Source organism: Sinorhizobium sp. KGO-5, from assembly GCF_036245905.1.
GTDB lineage: Bacteria > Pseudomonadota > Alphaproteobacteria > Rhizobiales > Rhizobiaceae > Sinorhizobium > Sinorhizobium meliloti_A.
In genome coordinates this window covers 87,311-109,503 of record NZ_BDIZ01000001.1, presented here as the reverse complement: position 1 = coordinate 109,503, position 22,193 = coordinate 87,311, and the positions used below count along the sequence as shown (strand labels likewise).

17 protein-coding genes are annotated in these 22,193 nt (G+C 61.5%); 10 read left to right on the top strand and 7 right to left on the bottom strand.

What is annotated here, in order from left to right; translation table 11 throughout:
* The first annotated feature begins 5 nt into the window (after nucleotides 1-5).
* Nucleotides 6-1,400 (top strand): dihydrolipoyl dehydrogenase, encoded by a 1,395-nt coding sequence (lpdA, locus tag BHD07_RS00460; RefSeq protein WP_338276985.1) that lies wholly within the window; start codon nucleotides 6-8, stop codon nucleotides 1,398-1,400.
* A gap of 70 nt (nucleotides 1,401-1,470) precedes the next feature.
* On the opposite strand, the gene purU is transcribed toward lpdA, so the two are convergent.
* The 4 genes from purU to hmgA form a co-directional block, all read right to left on the bottom strand.
* Entirely contained in the window at nucleotides 1,471-2,355 is an 885-nt protein-coding gene (gene purU / locus BHD07_RS00455) for a formyltetrahydrofolate deformylase (protein WP_100672842.1), read from the bottom strand.
* Between the two features lie 159 nt (nucleotides 2,356-2,514).
* Nucleotides 2,515-3,168 (bottom strand): maleylacetoacetate isomerase, encoded by a 654-nt coding sequence (maiA, locus tag BHD07_RS00450; RefSeq protein ID WP_198516781.1) that lies wholly within the window; start codon nucleotides 3,166-3,168, stop codon nucleotides 2,515-2,517.
* An 11-nt stretch (nucleotides 3,169-3,179) separates the two neighbouring features.
* Complete coding sequence (locus BHD07_RS00445; protein WP_275597287.1) at nucleotides 3,180-4,196, bottom strand: fumarylacetoacetate hydrolase family protein; 1,017 nt, start codon at nucleotides 4,194-4,196, stop codon at nucleotides 3,180-3,182.
* An 80-nt stretch (nucleotides 4,197-4,276) separates the two neighbouring features.
* Nucleotides 4,277-5,638, bottom strand: a complete 1,362-nt coding sequence (gene hmgA, locus BHD07_RS00440; protein ID WP_127709199.1) for a homogentisate 1,2-dioxygenase — start codon at nucleotides 5,636-5,638, stop codon at nucleotides 4,277-4,279.
* A 79-nt stretch (nucleotides 5,639-5,717) separates the two neighbouring features.
* On the opposite strand from hmgA, the gene BHD07_RS00435 reads away from it, so the two are divergent.
* Nucleotides 5,718-6,164 carry a MarR family winged helix-turn-helix transcriptional regulator gene (locus tag BHD07_RS00435; protein WP_338276981.1) on the top strand — a complete coding sequence of 149 codons (447 nt, stop codon included), beginning with the start codon at nucleotides 5,718-5,720 and terminating at the stop codon, nucleotides 6,162-6,164.
* A 25-nt stretch (nucleotides 6,165-6,189) separates the two neighbouring features.
* On the opposite strand, the gene BHD07_RS00430 is transcribed toward BHD07_RS00435, so the two are convergent.
* Nucleotides 6,190-6,669: an Lrp/AsnC family transcriptional regulator gene (locus BHD07_RS00430; RefSeq protein WP_003536762.1), complete on the bottom strand. Its 480-nt coding sequence runs from the start codon at nucleotides 6,667-6,669 to the stop codon at nucleotides 6,190-6,192.
* A 130-nt stretch (nucleotides 6,670-6,799) separates the two neighbouring features.
* Between BHD07_RS00430 and hppD the strand changes: the two genes are divergently transcribed.
* Nucleotides 6,800-7,912: a 4-hydroxyphenylpyruvate dioxygenase gene (gene hppD, locus BHD07_RS00425; RefSeq protein ID WP_338276967.1), complete on the top strand. Its 1,113-nt coding sequence runs from the start codon at nucleotides 6,800-6,802 to the stop codon at nucleotides 7,910-7,912.
* Nucleotides 7,913-8,503: 591 nt separating this feature from the next.
* Here hppD and BHD07_RS00420 read toward each other — a convergent pair.
* Nucleotides 8,504-9,292 carry a helix-turn-helix transcriptional regulator gene (locus tag BHD07_RS00420; RefSeq protein WP_338276965.1) on the bottom strand — a complete coding sequence of 263 codons (789 nt, stop codon included), beginning with the start codon at nucleotides 9,290-9,292 and terminating at the stop codon, nucleotides 8,504-8,506.
* A gap of 1,008 nt (nucleotides 9,293-10,300) precedes the next feature.
* On the opposite strand from BHD07_RS00420, the gene BHD07_RS00415 reads away from it, so the two are divergent.
* The 6 genes from BHD07_RS00415 (at nucleotide 10,301) to BHD07_RS00390 (ending at nucleotide 18,543) form a co-directional block, all read left to right on the top strand.
* Entirely contained in the window at nucleotides 10,301-10,855 is a 555-nt protein-coding gene (locus tag BHD07_RS00415) for a hypothetical protein (protein WP_275597284.1), read from the top strand.
* A 132-nt stretch (nucleotides 10,856-10,987) separates the two neighbouring features.
* Complete coding sequence (locus BHD07_RS00410) at nucleotides 10,988-13,033, top strand: hypothetical protein (RefSeq protein WP_338276963.1); 2,046 nt, start codon at nucleotides 10,988-10,990, stop codon at nucleotides 13,031-13,033.
* 103 nt (nucleotides 13,034-13,136) lie between these two features.
* The gene (locus BHD07_RS00405; RefSeq protein ID WP_338276961.1) at nucleotides 13,137-15,224 is read left to right on the top strand and encodes a type I secretion system permease/ATPase; all 2,088 of its coding nucleotides are present in this window, start codon (nucleotides 13,137-13,139) and stop codon (nucleotides 15,222-15,224) included.
* Nucleotides 15,225-15,226: 2 nt separating this feature from the next.
* The gene (locus BHD07_RS00400; RefSeq protein WP_100672830.1) at nucleotides 15,227-16,579 is read left to right on the top strand and encodes an HlyD family type I secretion periplasmic adaptor subunit; all 1,353 of its coding nucleotides are present in this window, start codon (nucleotides 15,227-15,229) and stop codon (nucleotides 16,577-16,579) included.
* A 98-nt stretch (nucleotides 16,580-16,677) separates the two neighbouring features.
* Nucleotides 16,678-17,172: a hypothetical protein gene (locus BHD07_RS00395; RefSeq protein ID WP_018099348.1), complete on the top strand. Its 495-nt coding sequence runs from the start codon at nucleotides 16,678-16,680 to the stop codon at nucleotides 17,170-17,172.
* Between the two features lie 141 nt (nucleotides 17,173-17,313).
* Nucleotides 17,314-18,543 (top strand): tetratricopeptide repeat protein, encoded by a 1,230-nt coding sequence (locus tag BHD07_RS00390; protein ID WP_338276957.1) that lies wholly within the window; start codon nucleotides 17,314-17,316, stop codon nucleotides 18,541-18,543.
* 151 nt (nucleotides 18,544-18,694) lie between these two features.
* Here the strand turns inward: BHD07_RS00390 and BHD07_RS00385 are convergent, their stop codons facing one another.
* Nucleotides 18,695-19,738, bottom strand: coding sequence for a class I SAM-dependent methyltransferase (locus BHD07_RS00385; protein WP_338276955.1), 1,044 nt, complete (start codon nucleotides 19,736-19,738; stop codon nucleotides 18,695-18,697).
* A gap of 428 nt (nucleotides 19,739-20,166) precedes the next feature.
* On the opposite strand from BHD07_RS00385, the gene BHD07_RS00380 reads away from it, so the two are divergent.
* Nucleotides 20,167-22,161: a putative bifunctional diguanylate cyclase/phosphodiesterase gene (locus BHD07_RS00380; RefSeq protein WP_275597278.1), complete on the top strand. Its 1,995-nt coding sequence runs from the start codon at nucleotides 20,167-20,169 to the stop codon at nucleotides 22,159-22,161.
* Nucleotides 22,162-22,193 lie beyond the last annotated feature (32 nt).

The following is a 22,193-nucleotide window of genomic DNA, read 5'->3' as shown; positions in this document are numbered from 1 at the left end:
CATCCATGAAGGAAATCTCCTGCAAGCTCCTGGTTCTCGGTGCCGGACCCGGCGGCTATGTCGCGGCGATCCGCGCCGGCCAGCTCGGCGTCAACACGGTGATCGTCGAGAAAGCCAAGGCTGGCGGCACCTGTCTGAATGTCGGCTGCATTCCGTCGAAGGCGCTGATCCATGCGGCGGACGAATATCACAAGCTCCGCACGGCTGCCTCGGGCAAGAACCCGCTCGGCCTTTCGTTGAGTGCTCCGGCGATCGACCTCCGGCGAACGATCGCCTGGAAAGACGGCATCGTCGGACGGCTGAACGGCGGCGTCACGGGGCTCCTGAAGAAGGCGGGCGTCAAGGCGGTCATCGGCGAGGGACGCTTCGTCGACGGCAAGACGGTGGATGTGGAAACGGAAACCGGGCTTCAGCGCATTCGGGCGGAAGCGATCGTCATCGCGACCGGTTCGGCGCCGGTCGAGCTTCCCGACCTTCCCTTCGGCGGAAGCATTATTTCCTCGACTCAAGCGCTGGCGCTGACGGACGTGCCGCAGACGCTCGCAGTCATCGGCGGCGGCTATATCGGTCTCGAACTCGGAACCGCCTTTGCCAAGCTGGGCTCCAAGGTCACCGTGCTCGAAGCGCTGGACCGGATCCTGCCGCAATACGACGCCGACCTCTCAAAGCCGGTGATGAAGCGGCTCGGCGAACTCGGTGTGGAGGTCTTCACCCGCACCACGGCCAAACGGCTCTCCGCCGATCGGCGGGGCCTGCTTGCCGAGGAGAACGGCCGCGCCTTCGAGGTCCCGGCGGAGAAGGTTCTCGTCACCGTCGGCCGCCGGCCGGTGACCGACGGCTGGGGGCTTGAAGAGATCGATCTGGACCGGTCGGGCAGGTCCATCCGCATCGACGACCAATGCCGCACTTCGATGCGCGGCATCTATGCGATCGGCGATGTGGCCGGAGAGCCGATGCTTGCGCATCGGGCGATGGCACAGGGCGAAATGGTCGCGGAAATCGTCGCCGGTCATAAGCGCAGCTGGGACAAGCGCTGCATTCCGGCGGTCTGCTTCACCGACCCGGAAATCGTCTCCTCCGGCCTCTCGCCGGAAGAGGCGCGTGCTGCCGGCATCGACGTCAAGATCGGCCAATTTCCCTTCCAGGCGAACGGCCGCGCCATGACGACGCTGTCCGAGGACGGCTTCGTGCGGGTCATCGCCCGCGCCGACAATCACCTTGTCCTCGGTATCCAGGCTGTCGGCCATGGCGTTTCGGAACTGTCGGCGACTTTTGCGCTGGCGATCGAGATGGGTGCGCGGCTGGAGGACATCGCCGGCACCATCCATGCGCATCCGACGCAATCGGAAGCCTTCCAGGAGGCGGCCTTCAAGACGCTCGGGCACGCTCTGCATATGTGAGCGGCCCCGGCGTCCCAAGCCCCTCCCAATCGGTGGGAGGGCCTTGCCAGCGGAGCCCGGCGACCAGGCCTCAGCCCATCCGTTCCGACGCGTAGGAACCCGGGCTTGGCGGGAAGACGACGACGCGGTTGCCGTTGATGAAGCAGCGATGATGGATATGGGCGTGCACGGCGCGGGCCAGCACCTGGCTTTCCACGTCGCGGCCGATCGAGACGTAATCCTCGGCCGACTGCGCATGGGTGATGCGGGCGATATCCTGCTCGATGATCGGACCCTCGTCGAGATCGGCGGTGACGTAATGCGCCGTCGCGCCGATCAGCTTCACGCCGCGCTCATAGGCCTGCTTATAGGGGTTCGCCCCCTTGAACGACGGCAGGAAGGAGTGGTGGATGTTGATGATCTTCCCCGACATCTTCTTGCAGAGCGCATCGGAAAGCACCTGCATGTAGCGGGCAAGCACGATCAGCTCGGCGCCGGTCTGCTCGACGACGTCCATCAGCTGGGCTTCGGCCTTCGGCTTGTTCTCCTTCGTCACCTTGATGCAGTGGAAGGGGATGTCGTGGTTGACGACCACCTTCTGGTAGTCGAAGTGGTTGGAGACGACCCCGACGATGTCGATCGGCAAGGCGCCGATCTTCCAGCGGTAGAGAAGATCGTTCAGGCAATGGCCGAAGCGCGACACCATGAGCAGCACCTTCATGCGCTCCTCGGAATCACGGATCTCCATCGTCATCTCGAAGCGCTTGATCACCGGTTCGAAGCCTTCGCGCAGCTCTTCGAGCTTGGCGCCTTCCTGGCTGATGAAGGTGAGACGCATGAAGAACAGGCCCGTCTGGAAATCGTCGAACTGCGAGCTGTCGCTGATATAGCAGCCCTTTTCGGCGAGATAGCCGGTGATGGCGGCGACGATGCCGCGAGTGGATTTGCAGCTGACGGTCAGCACATAGCTTTTCATCGATGAATCTCTCGTTTTGAGGTGTTCCCACGCCCTTACACGGGCAGTCGCGCAAAAACTAGCTTGGCGATCTGCGGCCCGCCGATCCATTCGCGACATCGGCTTGGCGGAACAGGCCACACCGATGTGCGAATGACGAAATCGCATCCGAAACGGGGGTCAAGGTTTGGCGCGGTCGGGATGCGCCCTGCGGAAGGCGTCGATGGCGGCGCAGCGGCGATCTATGGCAACGATCCGCGGGCACGCCGAAAGATCGACATCCCAGCGCCGCGCATTGTAGACCTGCGGCACGAGGCAGAGATCCGCCATCGTCGGACGATCGCCATGGCAGAATTCACCGGTCGCGGGGCGGTCCAGCATACGCTCGAAGGCAGCGAGACCCTCGCCGATGAATTTCTGCATCCACTCGCGCCGCGCGGCCCCGCCGTCGCCCGCGCCCGCCATCACATGAGCGACGACGCCGAGATTGCAGACGGGATGGATATCCATCGCCACGGCATAGGAAAGCGCGCGGACGCGTTGCCGGTCGACGGGATGGGACGGGAGGAAACCCGTCCCATCCCGCGTCTCCGCAAGATATTCGATGATGGCGAGCGACTGGGTGAGGCGCTCTCCGTCGATGTCGAGCACCGGCACCAGTCCCTGCGGATTCCGGGCGAGATGCTCCGGCGCGCCATGAGCCTTTGCGAGCAGGTCGACCGGTACGGAGCGATAGGCTTCGCCGATCAGGTTGAGCGCGATCCGCACCCGGTAGCTCGCCGACGAGCGCCAATAGTCATAAAGCACGGTTTCGTTCGCCACACCCGTCTCCACGCTGTCCGACCTCATCCGCGCTCGTATTTTCCGACCTTCTGTTCGATCGCACCGAAAATCGAATGGCCGGTACGATCCTTCATCTCGATGCGGACGACATCGCCGAATTTCAGGAACTGCGTTTTCGGTGACCCGCCTTCGATCGTCTCGATCATGCGCAATTCGGCGATGCACGAATAGCCGGCCCCGCCCTCGGAAACCGGCCTGCCCGGCCCGCCCTCGAGCTTGTTGGAAACGGTGCCCGAGCCGATGATCGTGCCAGCCGAAAGCGGCCTCGTTCGCGCGGCATGCACGATCAGCTGCGGGAAATCGAAGGTCATGTCGATGCCGCCATTGGCCCGCCCGAAAGGCTCGCCATTGAGATCGACGTGGAGCGGCAGATGCAGCTTCCCGCCATCCCAGGCTTCGCCGAGTTCCTCCGGCGTCACGGCGACCGGCGAGAAGGCGGAAGACGGCTTCGATTGATAGAAGCCGAAACCCTTGGCGAGTTCTCCAGGAATGAGGCCGCGCAGGGAGACATCGTTGACGAGCATGACGAGGCGGATCGCGGCCCTTGCTTCCTCGAGCGTCGCGCCCGTGGGCACGTCGTCGACGATGACAGCAATTTCGCCTTCCATATCGATGCCCCAGGCATCGTCGGCCATAAGGATCGGATCGCGTGGGCCGAGGAAACTGTCGGAACCGCCCTGATAGATCAGCGGATCGGTCCAGAAACTTGCCGGCATCTCGGCATTGCGCGCCTTTCGGACGAGCTCGACATGATTGACATAGGCCGAACCGTCCGCCCACTGAAAGGCGCGCGGCAGCGGCGAGGCTGCGTCGTGCTCATGGAATCGCATGGTCGGCTGCGCTCCGGTCTCGATCCCCTCGGCGACGCGCTCCAGCCGCGGACCCGCATGCGCCCAGTCGTCAAGCGCCGCCTGCAGCGTGCGGGCGATATGACCGACCTCCGAGCAGCGGGTCAGATCTTTCGAGACCACGACGAGCTTGCCGTCGCGGGTGGAATCTTTCAGCGTTGCGAGTTTCATAGAGTGGTGTTCCCGATGCGTTGTTGATTCTCGCCGGGGCGGCGCGGATATTGCAGCATGTCACGGTTCGGCGGCGGAAGTCACTTGATTCCCGGCGTGCCGTCGAATTTCCGTTCGAGGCCGGACCAGCAATCCATGTAGTCGTCCTGCAGAGTCTCGAGCTCTGCCGCAAACGTCGTCAGCTGCTGGGGGAAGCGGGTCTCGAACATGAATGCCATGGTGTTGTCGAGCTTCACCGGCTTCAGCTCGCCGTTCGACGCCTTCTCGAAGCCGGAGAAGTCCGGTCCGTGCGCCAGCATCATGTTGTGCAGGCTCATGCCGCCCGGAACGAATCCTTCCTCCTTGGCGTCGTAGCGCCCGTAGATCAGCCCCATGAACTCGCTCATGATGTTGCGGTGATACCAGGGCGGGCGGAACGTATGCTCGGCGACCAGCCAGCGGGGCGGGAATAGGACGAAGTCTACATTGGCCGTCCCCTCCTCTCCGGAAGGGGCCGTCAACACCGTGAAGATGGACGGATCGGGATGGTCGAACAGGATCGCGCCGACCGGCGAGAAGGTCTTGAGGTCGTATTTGTAGGGCGCGTAATTGCCGTGCCAGGCGACGACGTCGAGCGGCGAATGGCCGATCTCGACCATATGGAAGGAGCCGCACCACTTCACCTGTACCCGGCAGGGCGTTTCCTTGTCCTCGTAGGCGGCGACCGGCGTCTTGAAGTCGCGCGGATTGGCGAGGCAATTGGCGCCGATCGGGCCGCGATCCGGGAGCGTGAACTTCGCGCCGTAATTCTCGCAGATGTACCCGCGCCAGACCTTCTCCTCTCCGAGGCGCGTGACCTTGAACATCATGCCGCGCGGTACGAGGCAGATTTCCGACGGCTCGACCTCCATCCTGCCGAGTTCGGTGAAAACCTGGATCGCGCCCGTTTCCGGAACGATCAGCAGCTCGCCGTCGGCGTTGAAAAAGTAGTCGTCCACCATGTCGGCATTGAAGGCATAGGCATGCGCGGCCATGCCGGCTTGCGTCAGCGCGTCGCCCGCCGTCGTCATGGTGCGGATGCCTTGAAGAAAGGTCAGGCTCTCCGGGGGCGCCGGCAAAGGACTCCAGCGCAACTGCCCGAGCGCCAGGGAATGCTCGCCCACATGCGGCGCCGTCTTCCAATGCGGATAGTCGATCTTGCGGAAACGCCCGGTGTGGCGGACGCTCGGTCGGATACGGTAGAGCCAGGAGCGCTCGTTGGTGCCGCGCGGTGCCGTAAAGGGTGAGCCGGACAGCTGTTCGGCATAAAGGCCGTAATTGCATTTTTGCGGGCTGTTCTGCCCCTGCGGGAGCGCCCCGGGCAGGCTTTCCGTCTCGAAGTCGTTGCCGAATCCAGGCATATAGCCGGCTGTGCGCTGCTGACCCGAACCTACCCGCCGCTGTTTTTCCGCCTTCTCCAACATGGCTTGAGCCTCCTCTTCTCTTCGCTATATTAGTTACAATCGTAACTATCGATTTTGTAACTATCAAGGAAGGAAGGCCGTGGCCGAAGAGCGGTTCGAACTGGAGAACTTCCTGCCCTATCGGCTGAACCGGGCGGCGGAATTCGTCGCCTTGCGCTTTGCCGCACAATACAAAGCGCGTTACCAGCTGACGCGGCCGGAATGGCGAACGCTTGCGGCACTCGGCAGCTCCCGCCGCAGCATGACGGCAACCGAAATCGGCGCGCACTCCGCCATGCACAAGACGAAAGTAAGCCGCGCGGTCTTCAGCCTCGAGCAGCGCCGCTGGTTGAAGCGCGAGCAGGACGGACGAGACCGCCGTTTCGAGCATCTGGCGCTGACGCCGGCGGGCCGGCAGGCCTTTAGGGAGCTGACGGAGCTTGCGAGCGACTATCAAACGGAGCTGCATTCCGTGCTTGGGGCAGAGAATATGGAGGCGCTTTCGCAGGGCCTGGGCGCCGTGGAACGGGCGATGAACGATCTCTAGCGAGGCCCTTCCCTAGCGCTGCCGCCTACCCCTTCATACGCGCCGGTATCGGCAGACCCTCGAAGCTCTTGAGCGTCTCCAGCACGATCGATGTCTTGACGTGCTGGACGCTGTCATGCGGCAGGAGGACCTCGTTGACGAAGCGGGAGAGCCCGGCAAGATCCGGCGTCACGACGCGCAGGTGATAGTCCATTTCGCCGGTCAGCGCATAGGCCTCCAGCACTTCCGGCAGAGCCGAGACGAGATTGGCGAAACGCTTGGCATTGTCGCGGTTATGCGTGGCCAGCGTGACCGAAATCACCACCATCAGATCAAGCCCCAGCTTCTGACGGTCGATCTGCGCCTGATAGCCGGTGATGAACCCTTCCGCCTCCAGGCGCGTACGCCGGCGCGAACATTGCGACGGAGACAGCGCGACGCGCTCGGACAATTCATTGTTGGTCAGATGACCATCGCGCTGCAGTTCACTCAGGATCTTGAGGTCGAATCCGTCAAGCAGCTCCATTCATGCACCCTCAAACCATTCTCTGCACAATTCATGCGCCGATCTTCGCGAATCGCGCAAGAATACAAGCACCATGCATCGGAACTGCGCCATAATCCAGCAGAGTTTGGAGGATAAGAGGAGACTGACGATGGGCCCGTTCCCCCATGACGCACCGCCGCCGGCGATTTCGGCGGAAAACCCCGCCGGGACGGACGGTTTCGAGTTTGTGGAGTTCGCCCACCCGGAGCCGGAGAAGCTTGCGGAGCTCTTCGGCCGCATGGGCTATTCGCCGGTCGCCAGGCACAAGACCAAGGACATCACCGTCTGGCGGCAGGGCGATATCAACTATGTCCTGAACGCGGAGGCCGGATCGCATGCCATGCGCTTCGTTGGCGAGCACGGGCCCTGCGCCCCGTCGATGGCCTGGCGCGTCGTCGACGCGAAGCATGCCTTCGAACATGCCGTTGCCAAGGGCGCCGAAGGCTATACCGGCAGCGACAAGTGCCTGGACGTGCCGGCGATCGTCGGCATCGGCGGCTCGCTTCTCTATTTCGTGGAAACCTACGGCGAAAAGGGATCAGCCTACGACGCCGAGTTCGAATGGCTGAGCGAGCGTGATCCGAAGCCGGCCGGAGTCGGCTTCTACTATCTCGACCACCTGACCCACAACGTCTATCGCGGCAACATGGACAAGTGGTGGGCGTTCTATCGCGAACTGTTCAATTTCAAGCAGATCCATTTCTTCGACATCGATGGCCGCATCACCGGCCTCGTCAGCCGGGCGATTACCTCGCCCTGCGGCAAGATCCGCATTCCCCTGAACGAATCGAAGGACGACACGAGCCAGATCGAAGAATATCTGAAGAAGTACAAGGGCGAAGGCATCCAGCACATCGCCGTCGGTACCGAGGCGATCTACGATGCGACCGACAAGCTCGCCGCAAACGGTCTGAAGTTCATGCCGGGGCCGCCGGAAACCTATTATGAAATGTCCCATCAGCGTGTTCACGGACACGACGAGCCGATCGACCGGATGAAGACACACGGCATCCTGATCGATGGCGAGGGCGTGGTGAATGGCGGCATGACGAAGATCCTGCTGCAGATCTTCTCGCGAACGGTGATCGGTCCGATCTTCTTCGAATTCATCCAGCGCAAGGGCGACGAAGGCTTCGGCGAGGGCAATTTCCGCGCATTGTTCGAATCGATCGAAGCCGACCAAATCCGGCGCGGCGCCCTTGGCCACGAGGCCGCGGAATAGCGGCTGCGCCGCAGAGACGCCGCGCGGCAGCCCGCGCGTCAAGGCCTGTTGAGATTCCGGCCACCCGCCGCCGCTTGCTTGATCGCCTTATCCCTGTGCTCGTCACAGGAATCCAACCAGACCAAGTCCTTGGGCTGAAAGAACGCTTCCCGCGCCGCGGACGCGGCGCTGCTGGATCCCTGTGACGAGCACAGGGATGAGGGTCGAGAGGGTGCAGCCCCTCGCCGCGCTTCATAAACCGTGAAGATAGCGAGGCGGAAGGTCGCGGGTCAGGCCCGTGTACAGCGTCCCGCTTCGCTTCGATGCGAGATGTAGACGTCGTCTTTCATTGCTGCACGGGTTGACCATTCCCTCGCATATTCGCAAGCGAAAGTCGTAGTCGCCGCACGTCCCTGTCCCCCTCATTCCTGTGCTTGTCACAGGAATCCAGCCAGGCCAAGTCGTTGGGCTGAAAGAACGCTTTCCGCGCCGCAGACGTGGCGCTGCTCTCATCCCGATGACAAGCACAGAAAAGTTCCCTACAGCGCCGCGCGTCTTATCAGACGCGCAAAGGTGGCTATTAGCACCTTGGACTGCTCAAGGCTCTGACGGTCAGTTGCGCCAGCGCGTCGGCGACGGCGTGCGGGAAGGGCCCACGCCTCCGTCGTTTCTGAAATAGCGGGAGGCCGCCTCGGTGCGATTGCGCACGTTCATCTTCTTGTAGATGTTGCGCACATGCACCTTGACGGTGTTTTCGGACAGTCCGAGGCGATCTGCGATGATCTTGTTCTGCGTGCCCATGCAGATGAGATCGAGGATCTGGATTTCGCGTGTCGTGAGGACGACCTGGCCAAATCCTTTCCCGCGCTCCGGATCGACGCCTTCAGAGGCCGTCTCGTCCTGGGTGGCGAGGTCCCGCTCTCCAGGATTCTTCGGCGCAAGGCGCCTGAGCAGTGCGGCGGGAAAATGTTCGCCGCCCTTCATCAGGAGGTCGATGGCGGTAAGGCAAACGTCGAGGTGGAGATTCAGGGGCAACACGCCGTGGATCATCCCCTCCTCGACCAGATGCGAAACCGACGCGTCGATCCCTTCCGCGTTTTCGACCAGCAGACCGACGGCCGCTTTCGGGTGGAACTCATGAATCATCCTGATGATCGATGGAAAGTTCGCCATGGGCACGCGGTAGAGCATGACCAGCGTCACACCTACGAGGTTGCCGTCCAGAAGGCTGTCGGCGTCCGAAAGCCGCACCACTTCCTGGTCCTGAAAGCGTGCGCCGATCGCCTGGGTCAGACACTCGGCGAAGAGGTCCGTCCTGGCTAACATGACTATTTTGCTTTTTTTCGGTAAAACACTTTTGCTGTCTTCGAACCCGCCCAACCCCGAACTCGCACGATACATTATCCCCTCCTCGGACTTCCCCTTGGTTTTTACGGGTTTTTTACCCATGGTGGAGAAAGGCCCGCGTTGTGAAAATTGCTTGGATTAAAAAAATTTCTCGAAAAAAAGAATTTATATTGGCTAATGTATCGTAAATATGGGGGATGTAAAACCGCCCAAAAGGATTAGGTGGCGGCCACAATCCTGTCTAAATCGTTCAAGAACGAACCAATTTTGGGCGAATCCGCGAAATTCGTGCCGGATCGGCGACGCCACTCGCGCCTTTCGCCGTACCCTCGCTTTTGAGGGGTGCACCGCACCCTGCGCTCGTCAGACCCGGATGGTCTTCGTAGTAACTCGGACAAGTATTCGCCACTCCGCCCGACGAGGTCGATACTCACATCGGGTTATCGCGAAGGTAATGCGGGCGCGGCCAAATCGGTCGATCGTGTGCTGAGGCAGATGTCCGACGCACTTTCCGCCAAGGAACCCTGCAGCCGGCCTTCGCTCAGCAATCCAAGCGTGCCGGGGCAAACGAACTGCACATTTGAGATCGCGATTGTCGAGTATTTTCAGTCGTTTATCTGAGCGCCTCGATCGAGGTACATGCGCAGGCATGGCGAGTCGATCGCGAGCTGCACTCGAAACGAGTGCGTCGGTTGCCGCGCAGCGAATATTGAGCGACAAATCCGAGACGGGCCGGTGCCGAGTCTCATAACCACAATAGGTAGCTTTCACTCGACTGCGTTCCAGATCACACTCCAATGGTCGCACCAACATTCTGTGCGTCTTCGATCATTGTTTCGCGTAGAAGATCGGAAATATAGATACTTACGTTTATATGACAAATATTATGACTATTCGTTACCATACGTAGGAATTTAGGCGCTTTGTATCGCGCTGAAATGATATTGCAAGCAGAGACGGAACATTCATTTCCGCTAAACCGCCAAAAGAGCCAGCGCCTCAAGAATCCTATAAAAGATGAAGGGTTTCGGTGCTGGCTCCCCCTCTTATGAGGAAGTGCTTATGCCCGATTCCTCACAGAAGAATCTTGGGCTCCACGACAACTTCAGTGCCGATGACGAGCTGAAGACGGGTGCGCTTGCCGATGGCGTAGCGATGAACACGTCCAGCAGGTCGGTTGCCGGTGGCAGCACCAGTCTCACCGAGACCGCCGGGGGTGACTTTGCCTTCTCCCTCGGCGATGGCTTTTCCTTTTCCCTGAATGTCGACAATGTTCTGGGCAACGGCGCCAGCATCTACGAAGCCGGGTTCAGCCTGGCCCAGGCCAATAGCCTGGCTGATCAGGACCGCGCTTATGACGTCGGCAAGAGCGGCAATACCGATCCCGGCACAGGCAGCGGAGAACCTGGTGGCGACGGCCTCACCACGGACGGTTGGGATCTCAAGGGCGACGAGGGTGCATCCCACCCCTCGACGGAGACGCCGCCAGGCCAGGCAAGTCCGGACTTCCACCACGAAATCGTCCAGGGCGCGAACCTTCTCAGCAACGCCGACGTCAGCACCACCGTTGGCGATCCGGGCGTGACCCCGGCGGGGTCGGATAGCGACCTTGAATGAACGACCGGATGCACCGGCCGTGCTGGATATCGACCGCGGGCGAAAGCCAGCACGTTTCCTTCAATCGTATCCGTTTGAAGAAAAAATGAGGTTTAAGGCACCCTTTGCTGCGGAAAGGGGAAGGATCGGACGATGCATTCGGAGAAGATCAACGAGATCGTTGCGCATTTCATAGGGCTGTTCAACACGGCGATCGATGACGCGCGTATAAGATTTGAATACCTGCAGGGATATGAAACCCCGAAGACTGCGCAAAAGGACGACTCCGACTACGTGCAGTCGCCTGATTTCCGGTCTGACTTCGCGTTGAAAAGCTACGATCCCGAGATCTCCTACGAACTCCGGGCTTACGACATTGCCCGGCTCGACTCCGCCGATCATGCCGCCCCGTCACGGCATCACCTCGACCAACCGGCCGCCGCAGCGCAAGCCGGACAGGTGGATGCCCGGTCCAGGGAGGACCACGGCATCTCCGGCAACGGCCCCGAGGCCACGGATACGATGCCTCCTGCGGGTCCCGACCCGGGCTTCAGCCATATCTATCAGGCAAGCACCCTCCATGACGACGATGTCGTGAACCTGACCGGAATGCTTGGGGAGCCGCGCAACCTGACGCATGTGGACCAGACGCTCGAAGGCTTTCTCGCGGAAGCCCTTGAAGCCTCGCCCTTCGCGCAGATCGGCGCCGCCGAAGCGCCCGCCTCTTTCGCCGCGGTGGCTGCGAAACTTGAAGCACTTGCCTCCCTGGCGGGCGCCAGCCAACAGGCCGTTCCGCCCGCGCCCGCGACAGGCGGACCGGAAAACCTTCCGCAGGCCGCCTCTCCGGACGAATTGGTGAAGAACGAGGCGGGCGATGCCGTTCTCATCGCAGAACGCATCGAGGGCACCTATGTCAACGGCACCCGCGCCGACGCCGCGCCGGAACTGCGCGACAACCTTCCGGGGCGAGAGCACACTGCTCACCCCGCCGGGACGCCTCTAGCCAAGCCGCTCCAGAACGGCGACCTCGACATCCATGCGGGAACCAATGTCGTCGCCAATGTTGCCAGCGTCGTCGGCGCTGTGGAGGCCCCACCCGTGACCGCCGTGATGGGTGACTACCATCAAATCGATGTCATCTCGCAATCCTACGTCTATGCCGACAGGGACACGCTCGACGGCGCGATCTCCGGTACATGCGCGACGATGACCACGACCGTCGCACTGAACATAGCAAGCTTCGGTGGCGGAGAAACCGGGGCATGCCTGCCCCAGGAAGCGGAGATTCCGGCCGAATCTTCGACATTCCCGACAAGCTGGCGCGTGAACGTCGTCGAAGGCGATCTTTCCATCGTCCATTGGGTCGAGCAGTACAACTTCGCCAGCGACAATGACAGCCTGACCGTTACCAGGACGGGTGCGGAGACGACCGTGCTCAGCGGCGGCAACACGGCAGTGAACGTCGCGTCGTTTCTCGGCATTGCCGAGCACTACGATCTGATCCTCGTCGGCGGCCGCCTGGTCGATCTCGACATCATCAGCCAGATCTCCATCCTCTACGACAATGACGAGATCGCAGGCGTATCCGCCGGCAAAGGCATCGCGCTGGACACCGGCGGCAATCTCGTCTGGAACATGGCCTCGATCGGAAACGTGAGCTCCGGCGTCCGCTTCGAGGCGATGCCGGACTACTTTCATGAGGCCGCCGACCAGATGCACGAGGGCGACGGCACATTGCCGGACGAACTCCTGCGCGACAATGCTTTCGAAGGCTATGCCGACCTGCACATCCTGTTCATCACCGGCAATCTCTATGACGTCACGATCGTCCAACAGGTCAGCATTCTCGGCGACGCCGACGCCGTCTCGTTTGCCGCGGGCAAGTTGCTCGAAGACGGACCGGAGGCCTCGGTCGCGGTGCATACGGGAAACAATGGCGTCTTCAATGTCGCGGAGATCATCGACTCCGGCGGGACGACCTATGTCGGCGGCGAGACCTATTCCGACGCAGTGCTCATCCAATCGGGAATAGTCGACGGAATGCCGGACCTTCAGCGGGACAGTGACGGTCTGACGACCGAACTCATCGCCTTTATCGGCGAGGATACGGCGCCGCAGGGCGGAGACATGGACGGCGATCACGGCACCGACCTGTCCGGCAGCCAGTGGAGCGACGTCATGCATACGATACTGGCTTGAAGCCGATCCGCTTCGAGCTCTTAGGGTTGCACAGCTTCGAACGGAGATCCGTTGGACGGTCCTGACCGAAACGACTTCAAGGGCCAAGCGCAGGGGAGCGAGCATGAACGACATGTCGAAGTGGTATGCCGGGCGAGGCAAGCCGCAGCGCCAGGATGTCGCACGGCTGGAGCTGCCCGAGATAGCCGAAGCCGAGGCTGCGACACCCTTCGAAAGGCCGCCAGGGCCGAACGGAAAGGCAGACGCGGCAAGGTTCTCGGAGCGAAAGCAAGCATCGGCATCGGCCGATGCGTGCCGCGACGAGGGCGACGTTTCCAAGGTGGAAAGACGGCAGGCTCCGGGGCTGCCGCGAACAATCGAAAATGACCCGGGCCCGATGAAGCAGGACGACATTCGCCCGGTTGAACGCAGCGCAACAGGTGAAGGGCAAGCGAGCGAAGACGGCGGTGCCAGGAGCACGCTTCACAAGCGCATGGGACCGGCGAACTTCGCCGCCAGCCTGCACAACGGCATGGCCGCTGTCCGGCGCAACATGCTGATCGTCATCGCTTTCACTTTGGCCATCAACGTCCTCGTCCTGGCCATCCCGATCTATTTGTTCCAGATCTCCGATCGGGTCCTGACGAGCCGCTCGCAGGACACGCTGGTCATGTTGACGGTCGCCGTGCTCGGCGCCGTGGCGCTCCAAGTCATTCTCGACGCGATCCGCCGCTTCATCCTGATGCGCACCGCCGTCGAAATCGAGGTCCAGCTCGGCACACCGATCCTCAGTGCGGCAGCCCGGGCCTCGCTGCACGGAAGCGGCCGGGACTACCAGATATTGGGCGACCTGCAGCAGCTTCGCGCCTTCATCACCTCCGGCACGCTCACCGCTTTCCTCGACGCTCCACTGACACCGCTCTTCGTGGTCGTGGTCTACCTCATACAGCCACAACTCGGCATGATCGTCATCCTCTGTTGTACGGTTCTGATCGTCATCGCCTATCTCAATCAGAAGGCGACGACAAAACCATTCAGCGAAGCCAATGCCTCGCTCGGCCGGGCCAATTTCCATCTCGATTCGATGGCCCGCAACGCCCAGATCATCAATGCATTGGCGATGATTCCGGAAGCGGTGAGAATGTGGGGCCAGGAGACGGCGGCCTCGCTCAAGGCGCAGGTCTACGCCCAGGACCGTAACATAATCTTCACCGGCGCATCCAGGGCCGTGCGGATGTTCACCCAGGTGGCGCTTCTCGGCTGGGGAGCGCATCTGGCGATGGAAGGGCAACTGACCGGCGGCATGGTGATCGCCGCTTCGATCATTGCCGGGCGTGCGCTCGCGCCCGTCGAAGGAGCCATCGAGGGCTGGAACCAGCTCAATCACTCCCGCGCCGCCTATCAGCGCATCAGGCAGCTCTTGCTCACCTCGCCCTTGAACTTCCCGCGGCTGCGCCTGCCGAAGCCGGAAGGCAGGCTCGACGTCGAGCGCATCCTCTTCGTCCCGCCGCCGCAGAAGCGGGTGATCCTGAACGGCATCTCCTTTTCGCTGGCAAAGGGGGAATCGCTTGCGGTCATCGGCAATTCCGGCTCCGGCAAGACCACCCTCGGCAAGATGCTGGTCGGCTCGATCCTGCCCACATCCGGCAGTGTACGCCTCGATCTCATGGATCTGCGCAACTGGGATCAGCGCCAGTTCGGCGAAAGCATCGGCTACCTTCCCCAGGACGTTCAGCTCTTTCCAGGAACGATCAAGGCCAATATCTGCCGCATGCGCGAGGATGTGGACGACGGCATGGTTTATGAGGCGGCGGTGCTCGCCGACGTGCACGAACTGATCGCAACCTTTCCGCAGGGCTACGAGACCGTGGTCGCCGCTGACGGCACCCCGCTGTCGGGCGGTCAGAAACAGCGCATAGCTCTGGCGCGCGCCTTCTTCGGCAATCCGAAATTCGTCGTCCTCGACGAGCCGAATTCGAACCTCGACAGCAATGGCGAGGCCGCACTTGCCCGCGCGCTGGTGCATGCGAGGAAGGAGGGCATCACCACCGTCACCATCACGCAGCGCCCTGCTCTCCTGCAATGTGTCGACAAGATCATGGTGCTGCACGAAGGCACCGTGGCGATGTTCGGCGCCCGAAACGAGGTGCTCGCCGCGCTTGGCGCAAAGGCCGAAGGCGACCGCGGGCAATCCCGCATTCACGGAGACTGACGATGCAAAGCGACAGGCGGAGCACCGAACCTCGAAATCCGGCGGAGTGGTATGCCGAGGTCCCCCGGTCGATCCGGCTCCACAGTCTGGTTGGCCTGGCGCTGATCGCGATCTCCTTCGGCGGCTTCGGCTACTGGGCTTTCGCGGCACCGCTCGCCGCGGCAATCATCGCCCAGGGAAGCTTCGTCGCCAACGGCAACAACAAGATCGTCCAGCATCTGGAGGGCGGCATCATCGAGGAACTGCTGGTCGCCGAGGGCGACAAGGTCAAGGCCGGCGACATTCTCGTGAAGCTCGATCAGACGGTCGCCCGGGCCAACGCCCGTATGCTCAACCTCAAGCGCCTCCGCCTGGAGGCAGTCGTCGGGCGGCTGAGGGCGGAGGCGGTGGGCGAAGATGCCTTCAGCGTACCCGAAATCGTCGCCCGGCAGGCCGACGACCCCGACATTCGCGCCATCATGGAAAGCCAGAACGTCAATTTTCAGAGCAAGAAGATCAAGCTGCGCGACCAGCTGAACCTGATCGACCAGAACATTCGTTCGCTTGAATTCCGGGCCAGGGGATACGCTCTGCAGCAGGCATCGTTCAACCGGCAGCTGGAGATTCTCAACGAGGAGCGGGAGGCCAAGAGCAAGCTCGCCGACAAGGGCCTGATCCGGCGCCCGGAACTCATGGCGTTGGACCGCGCGATCGCCGATGCGATCGGCGAGATCGGCCGGCTCGAATCCGAGGTCAAGGAGAGCTACACGCAGATAGACCGCTACCGACAGGAGGCGGTCATCGCCGTCAATACCAACAAACAGGCGGCGCTCGACGGCCTCGAAGCGGCCGAGGCCGATCTCGACAGCGTACGCGAGCAGGTTCGGGAGGCGTCCGAAGTGCTCGGCCGCGCCACCATCCGTTCGCCTGTCGACGGCACCGTCGTACGCAGCTATTTCCACACGGCCGGTGGCGTCATCGCAAGCGGAAAGCCGATCATGGAGATCCTGCCGGCCAATGTGCCGCTGATCATCGAGGCGCAGCTGCTGCGCACCGCCATCGATCAGCTCAAGGTCGGCGAAGATGCCACGATCCGGCTTTCGGCACTCAACCGCCGCACGACGCCGGTGCTGAAAGGCAAGGTCTTCTACGTCTCGGCGGATTCGATCGAGGAGGAAGTAGCCGGCGGCCAGCAGCGCGACGTCTATATCGTGCGCGTCGAAGTGCCGGCGAGCGAGATCGGACGCATCCACGGCTTTCACCCCGTGCCCGGAATGCCGGCCGAAGTGTTGATCACCACATCGGAGCGCACCTTCTTTGAGTATCTGACGAAGCCCATCACAGACAGCATGTCGCGCGCGTTCAAGGAGACCTGAATGCAGGACGTCTATGGAAGCCGGTTTCGATCGGCGGAATATGCAAGTGCGCAAATCCGGTTCCGGCGCATCATTCTCGGGACCGCTTGGAGATCGCCATGGCGGCTGCACAGGATGTGCTTTTGCTCGTTGGTCGCCTGAACTACGTGTGGACCAACACCGAAAGCCTGCTCATCTACGTGATCGCCCACCTTCTGGGGGTGGAAAAGGACGCGGCCATCGTCGTTTTCCTGACGCTGAATACGACGCGCGCCCGAATCGATCTGACAGAGCGCCTGGCGAAGCTGCCGCGGATCCCGGCGGCGACTCGCGACGAGGTGCTCGCCATTACCGTGCGGCTGAAGCAGCAATCGAAGATGCGCAACAAGTACAATCATTGCATCTACTCCGTCGACGAGCAGGGCGAGATTTCGAGCACGCAGTTGATGCGGCTCGTCGAAGGCGAGAAGGACGTGCGCTACGGCAAGGTCGAGCAGCTCGATGCCCGCGAGTTGGCGCGTCTCGACAATGCGGTTCGCGAGATCACCGATATCAGCAGACGTCTGTGGACGTTCATTCGATCGAGGCCGAACTTCGACGAGCGCTCGATATAGGGGAGCAGCCGAATACCGGCACTCGGTAGTTGTCCTGCGCAGTTGGACGGTGTATACTGAACAGAAGCATTATTGTATTCAATTATTCACTAACGTAACGATTTTGGCGCGTATCGAGTATATTGCCGCAAAGAGACGACAATGACAGTCCACGTTATCGACTGCATCGAAGAATTTAAAAAAAATCATAGAAACTGGAACAAGATATATCGTTCAGATCCGGAAGCGCACGCTTTTCTCTCCTGGCCCTGGCTGCAGGAATACCTTCCGCACCGCGAGAGGTGGCTCATTCTGGCCTGGAAACACCGCGCCGCCGGAAAACGGTACGACGCGTTCCTGCCGCTCGAGCTGGCGACCTCTCAGGACGAGGACACGGGTCTCTTCGTCGACGAAATTCTGATGATCGGCAATCACGGAACCGGACGCACCGGCTTTCTCTGCGCACCTGGCCTTGAAAGCGAGGCGGCGGACGCATTCGCCGGCATCCTCGCGTCCGAAAACTGGACAAGCATCCGGTTCGACCGCTGCGGCGCGGCCTCGGCGCGGCTCGAACGGTTGCTCGATGCCTTTCCCGAAGGGGAGTTTGCGCGCGTCGACCCCGCCGACGAGGGAGAGAGGATCGACGCCTGCGGGCGTCGCCTCCGCAGTATGCTTCTCAGAACCCTCACGGGCAGGAACCTGCGCGACTGCCTCAATCGCCGCAGCCTGGGCATCGTCTTGGAGCGGGCGGTGGCGCTGCACGCCTTCGGCGACTTCGACGGAGCCGAAGCGGGCTATCGGCAGTTGATCCGCACCGTTCCGGGACATATCGAGGCGCGCTGTCGCCTTGCGCATCTCTTGAGCGACGTGGGCGAATATGGGGAGGCGGAGCATCTTTATCGCACTTTGCTGCCGGCAGTGCCGAACGCGGACGACGTTCTTCATTGGCTCGGCGACACGCAAATGGCGCAGGCATTCTACCGCAAGGCGGGCAAGACGTTTCAAGAGCTGCTTGCCCGCTACCCGCATCGAGGCATCCTGCGCTACAAACTCGCGGTCGCGCGCTTGGCTTCGGGCCAAAGGGATGCCGCTGTCGCCACCTTCCAGAGCTTCCACGACATCGTATCCGATGACGCGAACCACGTGCTCTGCAAGACGAGGGCACAGGAGATCCTGACCCGCCTGAGGGGTGTCGCCGGCATGGAGGAGCAGGATGAGGAGCAGGAGCAGGAGCCCGAGCCGGAGCAGGAGACGCAGGCGCAGGAGGATGCGATTCGGTTGACGGCAGCTGCGCAGCCGCTCCTGACACCTCTGCTGCCCGCGGGCTCATCCGCCCATCTGCATGCGAAACCGTCGACATATGGCTGGAAGGCCTCGAAATTGAAGCACTGAAACCGGTTCCTGTCCGCACCCCGCCACAGCGGCGCGTGCTGCCGGGGCGCGCGCAGTCGCTGCGGGATCTCGATCATGTTGATCGAATCCAACAGGTTGGAGCGGGATGCGGGCGGAAACGGCACACGCTTTTTCCGCATCCCGCTCAGCTTTAGGGACGCTTCTGAATGATCCCGTAGACGACGTTGCGGTTCGCACCGAACTGCACGCGCGCTTCGATGGCTTCCCTGTCGGCGCTGGCATGAATGATCTGCCACATGTCGAACTCCGATCGAAGCAGCAGCGCCCAGTTCATGAAGGTTTCCATGTAGCCGTCGACATGGATGTCGCGCGCGAAATTGGCAAAGAGGAAGACCCCGTTCGGCTTCAGCATTTCCAGGCATCTCCGGGTGAGCTTCACCGCCACCTTTTCGGTCAGGTAGTCGTAAAGCCCGGCGGCATAGATGAAATCGAACTGGCCGAGCTCCTGTGACCTGGTGAGAAGACTTTTGACCGACCCGTCGACTGCCTCGATGCGAGTTCCCGTGAAGTCGCGCGCGATCGAACCGACGCTCAGCGGATCCTGATCGAGGGCGACCCACCGTTTCAGGCTCCCCTCCCGCAAGGCTGCCGAGCGGTTGGCCTCACGCAGGTGCCCGGCGGCGATCGTCAGGATCTCGGCCTTCCCTCCCCGTGTCGCCGCGATCTCGTCGACATGGCGCGTCAGCAGGTCGCGCCGCTCCCGCACGGCCACCGAAGATGAGGCGTCCTTGGTGTAATCGTAGAGCGCTCGCCCGAGCGGCGTGGCCCTTGCCACATCCCCGGCAATGCTCGGATGTCCATAGATGAAGTCGAGCAACTGGGCATCGCCGGAATAACCCCGGGGCTTTTCGAACGACCAGCGCGTAAACGGGTCCTGCAGGAAGAAGTCCGACACCGTGTGATTCTGGATCAGTGGTATCAGCTCCTGCCAGACACTCGGCTGATATTTGTTGCGCACATCATGAAGAGACCCGGCAATCCGATGTATTATCTCCGCAGGGTCTCGCCGCTGTCCAAACTGTTGCTGCGCGATGTTCAGAATCAGCGCAATCTCGGCCTTTGCTGTCGCCAGCTGTTCTTCGTAAAACTCGATTCTCTGAGAATTGAATTCGGTTGCGATGGCGGCGGGCGTAATGAGGCTCTCGCCGTCTAGTACGATCTGAAATTGGCTCACGCGTTACTCATCCGTTAACTGTTTGTTAACATTATGCCCAGGACCCGGCACCGCGCCAGCCGGGTTCCAAGTTTTCGAATAATATGGTTAATAAAAACAGGTATTGGATTGTTTCAATACACTATTGAGCACTCTTCTGATCTTTGACAATTCAGCAAAACTTAATTTGCCTCGACTATTGTGCCGGACGTTCCTGACTGTCTTCGTAGGGTGCTTGTTGGGATTGGATGGGGCGTGAAGCGACAAGAGCCGGAAAAGGAAAAGTGTGTGCGGTTTTCCGCCCGCACCCCGCGTCTCAACTTTTTGGAATCGATTACGCTCATGGTTTCAGGTCGAACCGATCTAAATCATCGTGATCCAGGACGCGTCGATCGCCGCAAGGAGTTTCAGCCTCGCGGCGGGCGGCGCAAAGCGATTGGGACCGGTGCATGAGGCACACGTTGGCCGAGGGAATTGAGATCGATCTGCAGGCGCAGCCGCCCAGACTGCAATCTGTGGAGCTGCAAACGCTCTATCGCAGAGAAGGCGACGTCGCGCGCCGGGCGGCAAGCCGCCAGGGCCTCTGGGTGGCCGTGGCCGTCTATCTGCTGTTTGCGGCCACGGATATCCTGCTCGTTCCCGACGTCGCGTTTTATGCGATCCTGGCGCGCCTTGCGGTGGGCGCGACGGCGATTGCCGCCATCGAGGTGTTGTTTCGGCTGGGTGCCGAGACGAAGTGGTTCGATCTCACCTGCGCAGGCGCACTCGTGGCGGGTTATTGGGGTTGGCTGTTCCCGTCGCTGATGACCAGCCAGGCCGAGAGTATCTCCTATTATATGATCTTTGGCGCGATATTCATGATGGGCGCCAATCTATTCTTCAGTTTTCACTTTCGCCTGTCGGTCGTAACCTCGGGAATCGTCCTCGCCACGTTCTTTCTTGCCTTGGCATTCTATATACCGAAAAGCGTATCCTATCAGGTCGCCTTCGGAACCTTCTACGTCTCGTGCTTCGTCTTCACGTCCTATGTGAACTGGAAGCTCAACCGGGAGCGCTACAAGGTCTTTCTCAATGCCTTCGAGGCGAAGATCCAGCAGAAGGAGGCCTCCGATCGCGGAAAAGCGCTGCTTCGGCTGTCGCATACCGATTCGCTCACGGGCCTCGACAACCGCCGCGCGGTCGACCAGAAGCTCCGGGACTATTGGAGCGACTGGCAAAGAGGCGGGAAGAGCTTTGCGGCAATCCTTATCGACGTCGATTTCTTCAAGAGGTACAACGACTTTTACGGCCATCAGGAAGGCGATCGCTGCCTCGTTCTCGTTGCCAATGCGCTGAAGGAGTCGATCGCGCCCTACGATGGGTCGATCGGCCGTTATGGCGGCGAGGAATTCATCGTGCTGGCACGGCTGAAGACGCGGGAGCAGGCGGCCGATCTGGCGGAAGCCGTACGGCACAGCGTCGAGACCCTCGCGCTGCCGCACGAACAGCGCCGCGACGGCATGTCGATCGTGACGGTGAGCGTCGGCGCGGGTTTCACCCGCAACCAGATCGGTTCGAAGCTCGAGAGACTGATCCATGAGGCGGATCGCGCTCTCTACGGGGCAAAGGCGAACGGCCGCAACTGTGCGCGCCTCTTCGATCCGAACGACCCGCAAAGCAGCGACGAGAGCGAGAACATCGCCGCGCTCCTGAAAATTGCGATCGACCAGAATCTCGTCTCACTCGTCTATCAGCCCATACGTGACGTCGCCACCGGCCGCGTCGATGCGGTCGAGGCCCTGATGCGGCTTAAGATGCTGGACGGCACGTCCGTCCCTCCGAGCCTCTTCGTGCCGATTGCCGAGCGGACCGGGGCCATCCTCGATCTCGGCCGCTGGGTGATAGGCGTGGTGTGCCAGGAACTCCTGGCAAGCGAGCATGTGCCCGTCGTCAGCGTGAACGTCTCGCCGATCCAGCTGAGATCGCCAGGCTTCGCGGCTTCGGTCGCAGCCATTCTCGGCGATACCGGGGTGGCCGGCAGCAGGCTCGCCTTCGAAATCACCGAGGGGCTCGAGATGGAGATGCATTCCGATATCCTGCGTTGCATCGCCGATTTGAAGACGCTGGGCATCAGGATATGGCTCGACGATTTCGGAACCGGCTTCGCCGGCCTGTCATGGCTGCGCCTGATCGACTTCGATACGGTGAAGATCGACCGATCGTTCCTTCACGATTGCGACACGCCCAAGGGCAAGGCGATGCTCAGGGACATTATCGGCCTGGTGCGAAACCGCGGGCACAAGATCCTGGTCGAGGGTGTCGAGACGGAGGAACAGCTCGCGCTCATGCGGCAATTCCGGATCGACCACGTCCAGGGTTTCCATGTCGGGCGACCCGCGCCTGCGCGAAATTTCCAGCCGCCCCCACCGACGGACAAGCGCCGGACCCGCGCGGGGCCGCATTGATCGGGCCGACCGGCAAGGGCGGAGGGGACGCC